At 64.2% G+C, this 13,527-nt stretch carries 16 protein-coding genes; 15 read left to right on the forward strand and 1 reads right to left on the reverse strand.

Annotation, left to right across the window (positions count from 1 at the left end):
- Positions 1-165 precede the first annotated feature (165 nt).
- From rplU to VIL88_RS08815, 15 genes are all read left to right on the forward strand, one after another.
- Positions 166-723 (forward strand): 50S ribosomal protein L21, encoded by a 558-nt coding sequence (gene rplU, locus VIL88_RS08745; RefSeq protein ID WP_331987843.1) that lies wholly within the window; start codon positions 166-168, stop codon positions 721-723.
- A gap of 12 nt (positions 724-735) precedes the next feature.
- A complete protein-coding gene (rpmA, locus tag VIL88_RS08750) occupies positions 736-1,002 on the forward strand; it encodes a 50S ribosomal protein L27 (protein ID WP_331987845.1) in 267 nt (88 codons plus the stop codon).
- 128 nt (positions 1,003-1,130) lie between these two features.
- Positions 1,131-1,658: a GNAT family N-acetyltransferase gene (locus tag VIL88_RS08755; protein ID WP_331987846.1), complete on the forward strand. Its 528-nt coding sequence runs from the start codon at positions 1,131-1,133 to the stop codon at positions 1,656-1,658.
- Positions 1,655-2,191, forward strand: coding sequence for a GNAT family N-acetyltransferase (locus VIL88_RS08760; RefSeq protein ID WP_331987848.1), 537 nt, complete (start codon positions 1,655-1,657; stop codon positions 2,189-2,191). Before VIL88_RS08755 ends, VIL88_RS08760 begins: the two co-directional genes overlap by 4 nt.
- Complete coding sequence (gene obgE, locus VIL88_RS08765; RefSeq protein WP_331987849.1) at positions 2,188-3,231, forward strand: GTPase ObgE; 1,044 nt, start codon at positions 2,188-2,190, stop codon at positions 3,229-3,231. The genes VIL88_RS08760 and obgE overlap by 4 nt, the downstream gene beginning before the upstream one ends.
- On the forward strand, positions 3,219-4,370 hold the full coding sequence (gene proB, locus VIL88_RS08770; RefSeq protein ID WP_414650120.1) for a glutamate 5-kinase: 1,152 nt from the start codon (positions 3,219-3,221) through the stop codon (positions 4,368-4,370). The genes obgE and proB overlap by 13 nt, the downstream gene beginning before the upstream one ends.
- Entirely contained in the window at positions 4,357-5,637 is a 1,281-nt protein-coding gene (locus VIL88_RS08775; protein WP_331987850.1) for a glutamate-5-semialdehyde dehydrogenase, read from the forward strand. Before proB ends, VIL88_RS08775 begins: the two co-directional genes overlap by 14 nt.
- A 163-nt stretch (positions 5,638-5,800) precedes the next feature.
- Positions 5,801-6,442 (forward strand): nicotinate-nucleotide adenylyltransferase, encoded by a 642-nt coding sequence (locus VIL88_RS08780; protein ID WP_331987852.1) that lies wholly within the window; start codon positions 5,801-5,803, stop codon positions 6,440-6,442.
- 178 nt (positions 6,443-6,620) lie between these two features.
- Positions 6,621-7,013: a ribosome silencing factor gene (rsfS, locus tag VIL88_RS08785; RefSeq protein ID WP_414650121.1), complete on the forward strand. Its 393-nt coding sequence runs from the start codon at positions 6,621-6,623 to the stop codon at positions 7,011-7,013.
- 8 nt (positions 7,014-7,021) lie between these two features.
- Positions 7,022-7,504 carry a 23S rRNA (pseudouridine(1915)-N(3))-methyltransferase RlmH gene (gene rlmH, locus VIL88_RS08790; protein WP_331987853.1) on the forward strand — a complete coding sequence of 161 codons (483 nt, stop codon included), beginning with the start codon at positions 7,022-7,024 and terminating at the stop codon, positions 7,502-7,504.
- Between the two features lie 112 nt (positions 7,505-7,616).
- The gene (locus VIL88_RS08795) at positions 7,617-9,068 is read left to right on the forward strand and encodes a murein hydrolase activator EnvC family protein (RefSeq protein WP_331987855.1); all 1,452 of its coding nucleotides are present in this window, start codon (positions 7,617-7,619) and stop codon (positions 9,066-9,068) included.
- A gap of 7 nt (positions 9,069-9,075) precedes the next feature.
- Positions 9,076-10,533 carry a S41 family peptidase gene (locus VIL88_RS08800; protein ID WP_331987856.1) on the forward strand — a complete coding sequence of 486 codons (1,458 nt, stop codon included), beginning with the start codon at positions 9,076-9,078 and terminating at the stop codon, positions 10,531-10,533.
- 89 nt (positions 10,534-10,622) lie between these two features.
- On the forward strand, positions 10,623-11,747 hold the full coding sequence (locus tag VIL88_RS08805) for a divergent polysaccharide deacetylase family protein (protein ID WP_331987857.1): 1,125 nt from the start codon (positions 10,623-10,625) through the stop codon (positions 11,745-11,747).
- A 9-nt stretch (positions 11,748-11,756) separates the two neighbouring features.
- Positions 11,757-12,293: an RNA pyrophosphohydrolase gene (locus tag VIL88_RS08810; RefSeq protein ID WP_331987859.1), complete on the forward strand. Its 537-nt coding sequence runs from the start codon at positions 11,757-11,759 to the stop codon at positions 12,291-12,293.
- Between the two features lie 3 nt (positions 12,294-12,296).
- Positions 12,297-12,983 (forward strand): aspartate/glutamate racemase family protein, encoded by a 687-nt coding sequence (locus VIL88_RS08815; protein WP_331987860.1) that lies wholly within the window; start codon positions 12,297-12,299, stop codon positions 12,981-12,983.
- Between the two features lie 74 nt (positions 12,984-13,057).
- Here the strand turns inward: VIL88_RS08815 and VIL88_RS08820 are convergent, their stop codons facing one another.
- Complete coding sequence (locus tag VIL88_RS08820; protein ID WP_331987862.1) at positions 13,058-13,483, reverse strand: F0F1 ATP synthase subunit epsilon; 426 nt, start codon at positions 13,481-13,483, stop codon at positions 13,058-13,060.
- Between the last annotated feature and the right edge of the window lie 44 nt (positions 13,484-13,527).

Genomic DNA, 13,527 nt, shown 5'->3' on the forward strand with positions numbered 1-13,527 from the left:
CGCCGGCTTGCTGGCGCGCTTTTCTTTGTTGAAAACGCTGTTCGAGGCTGCCTGCCGGTTTGATCTCCGGCTGACTGTTCGAAGACCGCAGGGCTCAAGGCTTTGCCTGCGGCGCCACAGAGCGCGACAAAATGGGACCGGACGTTTGACGCGTTCAGGTAAGCAATGAATTTCGCCGTGATCAAGACCGGTGGCAAGCAGTACAAGGTTGCCGCCAACGACGTTCTCAAGATTGAAAAGCTCGATGCCGAAGCCGGCACCATCGTCACCTTCGACCAGGTTCTGATGGTCGATGGCGAAGTGGGCGCTCCGCTGGTTGAAGGCGCGCTTGTCGCCGCCGAACTGCTCGAGACCCGCAAGCAGAAGACGGTCATCATCTTCAAGAAGAACCGTCGCCACAACTACCGTCGCCGCAACGGCCACCGCCAGCTCCTTTCGACCGTGCGCATCACCGAGATCCTGACCGGCGGCGCCCAGCCGACCATCAAGGCCGCCGGCGTTGCCCAGTCGACTGAAAGCGTGAGCGAAGCCGCTCCGGCCAAGAAGGGCGCCAAGGCCCCCAAGGCTGAAGCTGCTTCCGCCGAAGCGACCGAAGCCAAGGCACCGGCAAAGAAGGCTTCGTCCAAGAAGGCCGCTGCCGAAACCAACGAAGACACCGCCGCTGAAAAGCCGGCGAAGAAGGCCCCGGCCAAGAAGGCCGCACCCAAGGCCGACCAGGAATAAGGAGCTCGATAGATGGCACACAAAAAAGCAGGCGGTTCATCCCGCAACGGTCGTGATACCGCTGGCCGTCGTCTTGGCGTGAAGAAGTTCGGTGGCGAAGCTGTCGTTGCCGGCAACATCATCATCCGCCAGCGCGGCACCAAGTGGCACCCCGGCACCGGCGTTGGCCTGGGCAAGGATCACACCATCTACGCACTCGTCGATGGCGCGGTGACCTTCCGCACCCGTGCAAATTCCAAGGTGTTCGTATCCGTCACCCCGGCAGAGGCCGCCGAATAACCCGGCAGGTCTAGCAACCCGGCCGGTGACCCGTTCCCCGGCTCGTGTTTTGCAAATGCAAGATTGATCAAGGGGAACCGGTCCGCCGGTTCCCCTTTTTCGTCTTTGGCCCATGTGGATGAATGCAGATGAGCAGCATGAGGGATCGCCTGCCGGCTGAATTGGTGACCGAGCGACTGGTGCTGGCCACGCCCACTCTGACCCACGTGCCGGAGATGGCGGTGCTTGCCAACAACAGGGCCATCTACGAAGTGCTGGCGCGCCTGCCCCATCCCTATGGCGAAAGCGACGGCCAATTCTTCGTGGAGCACATCGCCCGCGGACCAGAGGAGTTCGCTTGGTCGATCCTCCATGAGAACCGTTTCATCGGTGTGGTCGGCTTGAACATCTTGCCCGATGCGCTGCCCGAGCTCGGCTATTGGCTAGGCAAGCCTCATTGGGGGCAGGGCTTTGCCACCGAGGCCTCAACTGCAGTAGTCGCGGCTGCTCGCCAAGCTGGCTATCCCGCCCTCCGCTCCCGTGCGCTCTTGAGCAACCATGGTTCGCGTGGGGTCCTGCGCAAGCTCGGCTTTATCGAGACGGGTGAAGCCATAGATCAGGCCGGCACGCTTGAAGGCCGGACGTTGATGACCATGCGCCTGGACTTCGTCCGATGAATGTCACCCTGCAGACCGCCGGCTTCCTCCTGCGCCCCGCACAGGTGGGCGATGCCGAGCCCATTGCGCGCTACCTCAATGATCTCGACGTGTCCGGCAACTTGGCCCGGGTGCCTTTTCCCTACCACCTTGCCGATGCCAAGGCCTGGCTGCGCAGCCGCGTACCTGGTCTTCCGGCCGAGGAAACCAACCTCACCATCGAGCTGCCTGGGGAGGGGCTGGCGGGCCATGTCGGCTTTCACCGCGGCCCGCAGGGCCCGATCATCGGCTATTGGCTCGGCAAGCCCTTCTGGGGGCGGGGCATCATGACGGCAGCGGTGACGGCAAGCCTCGACTGGTTCTTTGACGCCACCAGCCACGACACCATCTATTCCGGCGTCTTTCACTTCAATGCCGCGTCCCTCGCCATCCAGCGCAAGCTTGGCTTCACCGAAACTGGACGCTCCCAGCTGCTCTGCCTTGCGCGCAACGCCGAGGTGGAGCATATCGACACAAAACTGACGCGCAGCGTCTGGAAGGCCAGAGCACAATGAAATTTCTTGATCAGGCCAAGGTCTATATCCGCTCGGGCGATGGCGGCGCTGGCGCCGTGTCGTTTCTGCGCGAAAAATTCGTCGAGTTCGGCGGCCCCAATGGCGGCAATGGCGGCCGCGGCGGCGACATCATCGTCGAATGCGTCGATGGGCTCAACACGCTGATCGACTACCGTTACCAGCAGCACTTCAAGGCCAAGACCGGCACCCACGGCATGGGCAAGCTGCGGACTGGTGCCGACGGCGCCGACGTGGTCATGCGCGTGCCGGTGGGCACCCAAGTCTTCGAGGACGACAACGAAACCCTGATCGCCGACCTCACCGAAGTCGGCCAGCGCGTCGTGCTGCTGTCCGGCGGCAATGGCGGCTTTGGCAATGCCCATTTCAAGACCTCGTCCAACCAGGCGCCACGCCATGCCAATCCGGGCTTGCCGGGCACGGAAAAGTGGGTCTGGCTTCGGCTCAAGCTCATCGCCGATGCCGGCCTCGTGGGCCTGCCCAATGCCGGCAAGTCGACCTTTCTCGCCGCCGTTTCTGCCGCCAAGCCCAAGATCGCCGATTATCCCTTCACCACGCTCCATCCCAACCTCGGCGTCGTATCGATTGGCGAGCGCGACTTCGTCCTGGCCGATATTCCCGGCCTGATCGAGGGCGCCAGCGAAGGCGCGGGTATCGGGGACCGGTTCCTGGGCCATATCGAGCGTTGCGGCGTCCTGATCCACCTGATCGATGGCACGCAGGACGATGTCAAGACCGCCTACCAGACCATCCGCAACGAGCTCGTCGCCTATGACGAGCGCTTAGGCGAAAAGCCGGAGATCGTGGTGCTCAACAAGGTCGACGCCATGGAGCCCGACGACATCAAGGAAAAGGTCAAGCTGCTCAAGAAGCTCAGCAAGGCCGATGTCCTTCAGGTCTCGGGCGTGACCGGCAAGGGCACCGACATGGTGCTTTATGGGGTCATCGAGACGCTGGACGCCGAAAAGGCAGCGCGGCTCGAAGCCGAACGGCGCAAGGTGGAACCCAATTGGACGCCGTGAACGCCCTCGCTTCCTATCGTCGTTTAACCATCAAGATCGGCTCGGCCCTTCTGGTCGACAGGACTGGCAAGTTGCGCGCTGAGTGGCTGGCGGGCCTTGCCGAAGACATCGCCGGGCTCAAGGCGGGTGGCTGCGAGGTGGTGATCGTCTCTTCGGGTGCCATCGCCCTGGGCCGCGGACTGCTGGGCCTGTCGGCAGTTGCATTGACGCTGGAGCAGTCGCAGGCGGCCGCCAGTGCCGGCCAGATCGCCCTGTCGCAGGCCTGGGCGGAAGCCCTCGGGCGGCACGGCATCGTCACTGGGCAAATCCTCATCACCCCCAACATCACCGAAGAGCGGCGCTACTATCTCAATGCCCGCACCACCATCGCGACGCTTCTGGGGCTCGGCGCCGTGCCGATCATCAACGAGAATGACAGCGTTGCCACCGCCGAGATCCGCTATGGCGACAATGACCGGCTTTCGGCGCGCGTCGCCACCATGATCGAGGCCGATTGCCTGGTGCTGCTGAGCGATGTCGACGGGCTCTATACTGCTCCGCCGGCGAAAGATCCCGATGCCCAGCATTTGCCGGTGGTCCGCCAGATCACCCCTGCCATCGAAGCCATGGCGGGAGGCGCTGCCAGCCACCTGTCGCGCGGCGGCATGACCACCAAGGTCGAGGCGGGCAAGATCGCAACGCAGGCAGGCACCGCCATGATCATCGCCAAGGGGACCGAAGACCACCCGCTGCGCGCGCTGACCGAGGGCACGAGGCACACCCTGTTCCACCCGGCTCAGACAAGGGCGCAGGCGCGCAAACGCTGGATCATGGGCAGCCTCGCCGTTGCCGGCACCGTGCAGGTCGATGCCGGTGCTGCCCGGGCCCTGCTCCAGGGCAAGTCATTGCTGCCGATAGGCGTTACCAAGGTCATAGGCGAGTTCGAGCGCGGCGACGCCATCGCCATCTGCAACCCGGATGGGCTGGAGATCGCCCGAGCCCTTGTCGGGCTCGACAGCGACGAGGCGCGGCTGGTCATGGGCAAGCGGAGCGATGCCGTGGTCGAACTGCTCGGCACCGGAAACCGGGCGGCCCTCGTGCATCGCGACAATCTGGTGCTGGTGGGCGCCAAGGAGGAAATGGCAGATGAGCTTGGCTGAAGTACAAGGCTCCATCAGCGACATCATGAACGCGATCGGTCGCAATGCCCGTCTCGGTGCCCGGGCGCTGGCGCTTGCCACCGCCCAGCAGAAGCAGATGGCGCTCACCGTCGCAGCGGGCGCCATCAACGCTCACCGCAAGGCCATTCTCCAGGCCAACAGCAAGGACATGGCCCTGGCCGAAGCCAAGGGCATTTCCAAGGCCTTCCTTGACCGGCTCCTGCTGACGGACGCCCGCATCGACGGCATCGTGGCGGCAGTCAAAACCATCGCCGAATTGCCCGATCCCGTTGGTGCCACCATCGCCGAATGGGACCGCCCCAACGGTCTCCATATCGAGCGCGTGCGCACACCGCTGGGTGTCATCGGCGTGATCTTTGAATCACGCCCCAATGTCACCGCCGATGCCGGCGCCCTCTGCATCAAGTCCGGCAATGCCGTCATCCTGCGCGGCGGCAGCGATAGCTTCCACTCCAGCAAGGCCATCGTCGACTGCATGCTGGACGGTCTCCATGCCGCTGGCCTGCCGGTGGAATGCATTCAGCTGGTGCCCACCACAGATCGCGCCGCGGTTGGCGAAATGCTGGGCGGCCTCGGCGGCAATATCGACGTCATCGTGCCGCGTGGCGGCAAGACCCTCGTTGCGCGCGTCCAGGAAGAAGCCCGCGTCCCGGTTTTCGCCCATCTCGAGGGCCTGGTGCATGTCTATATCGACAAGAGCGCCGACCTCGAGAAGGCGGTAAATGTTACCGTCAATGCCAAGATGCGCCGCACCGGCATCTGCGGCGCCGCCGAAACCCTCCTTGTGCACCGGGACGTCGCGGCCACGCACCTCAAGCCGGTCGTCGACGCGCTCGTCGCCAAAGGCTGCGAAATCCGCGGTGACGCGGCGGTGATGGCGCTGTTCCCCGAGGCCAGGCCAGCCGTCGAAGAGGACTGGAAGACCGAATACGAGGACGCCATCATCTCGGTGAAGGTGGTCGATAGCCTCCATGCGGCCATCGCCCATATCGAGCACTATTCGAGCCACCACACCGAGGCGATCATCGCCGAAGATCCGGCAGCGGTAGAAAAGTTCTTCAACCAGATCGACTCGGCAATCCTCGTCCACAACGCCTCCACCCAGTTCGCCGATGGCGGCGAGTTCGGCTTCGGCGGCGAGATCGGCATCGCCACCGGCAAGATGCATGCCCGCGGCCCGGTCGGCGTCGAGCAATTGACCAGCTTCAAATACCACGTGCGCGGCAACGGCCAGACACGGCCATAATGAAGGATTTGGGAGCACTAGGGCATCAGTCGTCTCCCTCCCCCTTGAGGGGAGGGATCAAGGGTGGGGGTTCTGGCCTTCCCACTCGCTCGACATTCAAAACTCCCACCCCAACTCCTCCCCTCAAGGGGGAGGGCGCGACAACCGTCCGCCCTGGTGCCGATTGACCCTGCGCCACCCCATCCGCATCCCCGGCATCACCGAACTGCCCCTTTCCAGCGCCGGCATGCGGATTGGCCTGTTCGGCGGCAGCTTCAATCCCGTCCATGAAGGCCACCGGCTCGTGGTCGAAGAAACTTTGCGCCGCCTCCGGCTCGACGCGCTCTGGATCCTGGTCACCCCCGGCAATCCGCTCAAGGACCACCGGGAACTCGCGCCCTTGGCCGATCGCGTCAGCGCCGCCCGAGCCATGCTCGATAATCCCCGGGTCCGCGTGACCGGTTTCGAGGCGGCACAGGGCTTTACCTATTCCTGGCAGACGGTGCGCTTCCTGACCCAGACCCTGCCCGACAGGCACTTTGTCTGGATCATGGGGGCCGACAACCTCGCCGACTTTCACCGTTGGGAGCGCTGGCGCAATATTGCCGCCATGGTGCCGATTGCGGTCTATGTCCGGCCCGGTTCGCAGCGCCGCGCGCCGGCCTCCATCGCGGCTCACTACCTCTCGCGCTGGCGCATCGACGAAGAAGAGGCACCGCGCCTCGCCACCACCAGGCCACGCGCCTGGGTCTATCTCCATGGCCGCCAGTCGGCGCTGTCGTCTTCGGCCATTCGGGCGCAACACCATCATGTTAAGGCAAAGTGAAGCACCAATCTTGCGAAACTGTCATGGAGAGCGCATATTGTTCCCGTGTGATACTAGTCACCGGAACAGGAACTGACTGCTTGCCGTTTCATCAAACGCCTGCGCATTCCGATCAACAACCAAGGATGCTGAACCCACGCATGACCCATGCTCTGGCATGGGCGGAAGGCCATTGCTGATGGCCACGCTGCCCGAGAACACCGTTTCCACGCCTGACGCCGTCAAGGCCAATCCGGAACGCCCCATGATCGATGTGATCCTCGAATGCCTTGACGATGCCAAGGCCGAGGAAATCGTTGCCGTCGACATCACCGGCAAATCCTCGCTGGCAGACCACATGGTGGTCGCTTCGGGCCGTTCGCAGCGTCACGTCGGCGCCGTGGCCGACCAGATGCTGACCGCCCTGCGCGATGCCGGCTTCGGCAAGCCGCGCATCGAGGGTCTGCCCCATTGCGACTGGGTCCTGGTGGATGCCGGCGACGTCATCGTCCACATCTTCCGTCCGGAAGTGCGCGAATTCTACAACATCGAAAAAATGTGGCAGGCCGATTTCGCGGCTGACGCGCACTAGGTTTCTTGGTGCGCGTTTCCATTGCGGCCATCGGCCGGATGAAGGCCGGGCCGGAGCGGGAGCTTGTCTCACGCTACCTTGACCGGGCGGCCGGCGGCGGCAAACCGCTGGCCCTGACCGGCTTTGACGTGATCGAGCTGCCGGAGTCGCGTGCCTCCTCCTCCCCCAGCCGCAAGGTCGACGAGGCCAAGGCCCTGCGGGCCGCCCTGCCGCAGGGCGTCGTCGTAATGCTCGACGAGCGCGGCAAGGCCATCGATTCCCAAAGCTTTGCCCAGCAGATCCTGCGGTGGCGCGACGAGGGCCGCCCCGCCATCAGCTTCGTGATCGGCGGCGCCGACGGCATCGATCCCGACTATGTGCGGACGGCCGACCTGTCGATCAGCTTCTCTCCCATGGTCTGGCCGCATCAGCTGGTGCGCATCATGCTAGCCGAGCAACTCTATCGCACCACCACCATTCTGAGCGGCCATCCCTATCATCGCAGCGACTGACCTGCTCCGTGGCTCGCCATCACGGCATGGTTAAGCAACGTTAACCTTCGGTTTTCCGGCAGCTTGCTATGGTGCAGCCGATGATTCGGGCTGAGGCCCTGTGGGAGAAAGCATGGCGCTGCGGCCCGGCACCAGATTGGCACTGCTGTTGGCGGCGGCTCTGCTTGCCGGCACGTCTGCTGTCCCTCTGCTGGCGCAAACGGAACCCCCGGCGGAAACACCGGCTCCTGCCGCCCAGGCCCCAGCGGCTGCTGACCCGGCTGCACCGGCAGCTCCCGTCGAAAATCTGCCGTTGCGCGGTCCCGTGGCCGATCCGGCACTGGACGCTGCCGCTCCAACCGAGCCCGCTGCAACACCGCTCCCGGTCGGCCCCGCAGTGCCGACCCAGGCCGATCTCGAGGCCATGGAAGCCAACCTGACGCTCAGCCAGGAGCGCATCGATGCGCTCAAGGCCGAGATCGCCGAAATGCAGGGCGACCAGACCCGGCAGAACGCCGCGCTGATTGCGGCGGCGCAACGGGTCAAGCTGGCCGAGATCGAGGTTGCCGATGTCGAGGAGCGGCTCTCGGCACTTATCGTGCAGGAACTCGACGTGCGCGGCCGGCTCGATGGCTCCAATGCCGAGATCGCCAACGTCCTGGCAGCGCTCGAGCGCATCACGCTCAATCCGCCACCGCCCCTGATCGTTGATCCCGACGATGCCCTGGGCTCAGCCCGCAGCGCCATGCTGATCGCCGCCATCGTGCCCCAGCTGCGCGCCCGCGCTGATTCCGTCACGGCCGACCTCCAGGCACTGACCGAAATCAAGAACCAAGCCCTGGCCGAGGAAGCAACGCTCAAGGCCAATTACCAGGTGCTCGAAGAAGAGCAGCTGCGCATTGCCACCCTGATCGCGGCCCGCCGCCAGGGCATCGATCAGCGCAGCGAAGAGCTCGCCGCCGCCGAAGCCGAGGCGGTGGCGCTAGCCGCGCGCGCCACAACACTGCAGGAGCTGATCGGCAGCCTTTCCGAACGGGCCACTGCCGTGACCACGCCCTCCGCCACCCCCGCCGATCCTGACGCACCTGCCCTGACCGAAGAGCAGATCCGGGTGGCACTTGCCAACACCGGCCGCACCGAACCGGCCATTCCCTTCCCGGCGGCCCGCGGCTATCTCACCATGCCCGCCAATGGCGTCAGCGTGGTCGAATATGGGGCCGGCGATGGCTTTGGCGGCATCAGCCAGGGCATTTCGCTGGTGACGCGGGCCGACGCGCAGGTCGTCGCCCCGGCCGACGGCTGGGTGCTCTATAAGGGCCCCTACCTCAATTACGGCCAAATCGTCATTCTCAATACCGGCCAGAGCTACACCGCACTTCTGGCAGGTTTGGAAACGATCACCGTTGATATCGGCCAGTTCGTGCAGATGGGCATGCCGCTGGGCACCATGGGCTCACGCACAATTGGCCGCTCGGTCACCACCAATGCTGGCGCCGACCAGCCCACCCTCTATATTGAACTTCGAGAAAACAACGAGCCTATCGATCCGACCGGATGGTGGGCGACCCCGACACAGAGTGGATAAAAATCCCATGCGCCTTAATCCCATAAGCACGCTGGCCATCGTGGTGGCGCTGTCTCTGCCTGCCGGTTTCCTGATCGCCCAGGAGCCGTCCGCGCCTGCTCCAACGGAGGACCTTGCGCCGACCGATGTCGACCAGTCCCCCGATGCTGCACCGGATGTCGAGCCTGCGCCGAGCGGCGAAGAACCCGAGCCGACTGCGGAAGAGAACGCCGCGGCGCCGCGCGACCCGCTCGAGATCTATGCCGACCTCAACCTTTTCGGCGAAGTTTTCGATCGCATCCGCGCCGAATATGTCGATCCGCCGGATGAAGAGGAACTGATCCGCGCCGCCATCCAGGGCATGCTGACCTCGCTCGACCCCCATTCGGGCTATCTGCCGCCGGCCGATGCCAGCGACTTCCGCGAGGATACGTCGGGCGAATTCGGCGGCCTTGGCATTGAAGTCACCATGGAAGACGAGGTGATCAAGGTTATCTCGCCGATCGACGACACGCCGGCCGCCAAGGCGGGTATCATGGCCAATGACCTGATCGTTCAACTCGACGGCGTGGACATTCAGGGCCTGACGCTGGACGAAGCCGTCGACAAGATGCGCGGGCCGATCGGCACCTCGATCAAGGTGACCGTGGTTCGTGAAGGCGTCGACGAGCCGATCGACTTCGACCTGACCCGCGCCACGATCGCCATGCGCGCCGTGCGCTGGAGCATGGAAGGCGGTGCTGAAGAGGGCCAGGGCGACGTTGCCGTTCTCCGTCTCAGCCGCTTCTCCGAACAGGCCTTTGTCGGCGTCGAGAATGCGCTCAAGGACATCTATGCCGAACGCGATGGCGTTGCGCCCAAGGGCATCATCCTCGACCTGCGCAACAATCCGGGTGGCCTCGTGGACCAGTCGGTCTATGTTGCCGACGCCTTCCTCAAGCAGGGGGCAGTGGTGCTGACCCGCGGACGTATTCCGCAGGAAAGCAGCCGTTATGATGCCCAGCCGGACTCGCTCGATGATCTAGTGGCTGATGTGCCTCTGGTGGTGCTGGTCAATGGCGGCTCCGCCTCGGCCTCCGAAATCGTCGCCGGTGCGCTGCAGGACCACAAGCGCGCAACCGTTGTCGGGACGCGCTCCTTTGGCAAGGGCTCGGTTCAGTCTATCATCTCGCTGGGACCCGATGGTGCCATGCGCCTGACCACGGCGCGCTACTACACCCCCAATAACCGCTCGATCCAGGCGCTGGGCATCACCCCCGACATCGAGATCAAGCAGGTCGTGCCCGAGGAATTCCAAGGCCGCGACGAAATCGTCGGCGAAGCGGGCCTGGCTGGCCACATCACCATCGAAGGTCAGGAAGAAGCGACCGTCGGCTCATCGGTCTATGTGCCCGCCGAGCGCTCGGAAGATACCCAGCTGCAATATGCCATCCGGCTGGTCATGGGCGAGGAGACCAACCCTGCCTATCCGCCCAAGGCCGAATAGCCACATAAGGTGGCATGCTATCAATGCTGGGGCGAGGCGGCTGATTCGCTGCCTCGCCCCTTGTGCTTCGCTGCTGCGGAACTTCCACGATGGCCAATGACCTTTCGACCCCGCTGACCGGGCGCAAGCGCAAGCCGGGGCAGCGTCCGCACCTCCCCATAGCGCGCATACTGTTCGGCGTGCTGACGCTGATCGCGGTGGCCTTCGTCCTGCGCCTGGTGCTGACCGACGATCCGAACGGCGGTTGGCCGAGTGCCGAAGTCGCCATCACCTCGACCCGCAACGGCAACCAGATCGCCAACGAAGTTTCTACTGGTCCGGTGACCATCACCGCCGACCCGCAGCAATATCCCGCAGATGGCTCTGCGCCACCTGACGCGGAGGCTCATGCCTCCGGCAGCGCTGTCGCCGGCCTCCCCGACGCATTCGGCGCGCTCCCGGACTTGAGCGAAGAAACCAGCGATGGTCCCATTCCGCGCATCGCGACCACCGGCCTCACGCCCTTTGCCGCCTATGCGCGCCCGGCTCAAGCCGCAGCCAGCAGTGGCAAGCCCATGGTCGCGATCATCGTCACGGGACTGGGCATCAACGAGCAGGGTTCGCTTGAGGCGATCGACCAGCTGCCCGACGACGTCAGCCTCGCCTTTGCCCCTTATGGCAAGACGCTGGCCACGACTGTGGCGGCAGCGCGCAGCGGCGGGCATGAAGTGCTCCTCGAAATTCCGCTCGAACCCTTCGACTTCCCGCAGAACGATCCCGGTCCGCAGACGCTGCTGACCGGCGAACCGCCCCGCGCCAATCTCGACAAACTGTTCTGGCTGATGTCGCGCTTCGGCGGCTATGTCGGCGTGATCAACAATATGGGCGCGCGCTTCACCGCCTCGGCGGCGGATTTCTCGCCCATCATGGAAGAACTCGGCGCCCGCGGACTGGGCTATGTGGATGACGGCTCCTCCAATCGCTCCCTGGCGCCGCAACTGGCCAGCGGCAACAAGGTGCCCTTCTCGCGCGCCGACGCCATGATCGACAGCAATCCATCGCGGCAAGCCATTCTCGAGGCGCTGGCCAGCCTTGAAGCCAAGGCACTGGAGAATGGCCAGGCGATCGGTATTGTCAGCGCCCTGCCCATCTCCATCAACGCCATCGCACAATGGTCGCGCGAGCTGGAGGACAAGGGTATTGCGCTGGTGCCCGCCAGCGCCTTGATGAAATAGAGAACCGCCATGCCCATTCCAGTCGACCGCACCGCCCTCCCCTACCGCGACTGCGTCGGCGTCGCCGTATTCAACGGCAAGGGCGAAGTCTTTGTCGGACGTCGCAAGGCAGACGTTCACCTCCAGAACGGCGACGAGATCGCCGCGCCGTGGCAGATGCCGCAGGGCGGCATTGACGATGGTGAGGATCCCCTGCGGGCTGCCCTGCGCGAGCTCCATGAGGAAACCAATATCAGCTCGGTGAGCCTCCTGGCTGAAGCTCCTGAATGGATCTACTACGACCTGCCCGACGACATGCTGGGTGTCGCGCTCAAGGGCAAGTATCGCGGACAGCGCCAGCGCTGGTTCGCCTTCGCCTTCACCGGCGATGACAGCGAAATCGACGTGATGGCACCGGGAGGTGGCAAGCACCATGCCGAGTTCGACGCCTGGCGCTGGGAAAAGCTGAGCCGGACGCCCGACCTGATCGTGCCGTTCAAGCGCGACGCCTATATGCAGGTCGCCACCGCCTTTGCCGACATTCCGCAGCGTTTCACCCAGGGCTGAACCATGAAGACCATCGGCCTTATCGGCGGCATGAGCTGGGAATCCACCGCTCATTATTATCGCGTGCTCAACCAGGAGACCGCCGCACGGCGTGGCGGGCTCCATTCGGCGCCCCTCATCGTTCACTCCGTGGATTTTGCCCCCATTGCCCAGATGCAATCGGCGGGCGAATGGGACCGGGCCGGCGAGCAACTAGCCGCGGTGGCACGGGGGTTGGAAGCGGCAGGGGCCGAACTGATCGGCCTTGCCACCAATACCATGCATATCGTTGCGCGGCAGATCACCGACGCCATCAGCGTCCCCTTCATCCACATCGCCGATCCCACCAGCGACGCCCTCATTGCCGATGGCTTCGACACCGTCGGCCTCTTGGGCACCCGTTTTACGATGGAGATGGGCTTCTACCGCGACGGCTTGACCGAGCGCGGCCTGACCTCGCTCATTCCCGAAGTTGACCGGACGAACCTCAACGGCATCATCTTCGAGGAACTGTGCCGCGGCATCGTGCGCGAGGAGTCGCGCAAGGTCTATGTCACGGCCATCGAGCGGCTGGCCGCGCGGGGCGCCCAGGCGGTGATCCTTGGCTGCACCGAAATTGCCATGCTGATCGACGACAGCAACAGCCCACTGCCTGTCTATGACACGACCGAGTTGCACGCCAAGGCCCTGGTATCGGCCGCCTTGGCCTAAGAGAACTCGGACTTCGAGAAGCAACAAAAAAGCCCGCGGCAATCCGCGGGCTTTTTGCTGGATCGCGTGCGATCCTAGTGGATGTGCGTGCCGTTCAATTGGCCGGCTTCGAGAGCCAGGTTCAGCAGTCCGCTCACGATTTCCTGCGCATAGGTCTTGTGCTCAGGCGTGGCGGCGGTGGCCAGCTCGGCTTCGGCGGCCTTGATCTGGGCCTGGAGGTCGGCGTGGTTGAACTCCGAGAACGGTGCTGACTGTTCCGCCAGGATCGTCAGGCCTTCCGGCGAGACATCGGCAAAGCCGCCCTTGACGAAATAGATAGCGTCCTGCCCGTTGAGGCCGTTCACGGTGATGAAGCCGGAACGCAGGGTCGTCATGAACGGCGCGTGGTCGGCCATGACGGTGAAATAGCCTTCGGTGCCCGGGACCGTGACCGAGGTCACGATTTCCGACAGCACCAGCCGCTCGGGCGACACGATCTCGATCTTGAGGCCATCAGCCATTTTTCAGAACCCTTAGCGGAAGAGGAGGCTCGCCGCGGACGGCA

The organism is Devosia sp. (genome assembly GCF_036563435.1).
Lineage (GTDB): Bacteria > Pseudomonadota > Alphaproteobacteria > Rhizobiales > Devosiaceae > Devosia.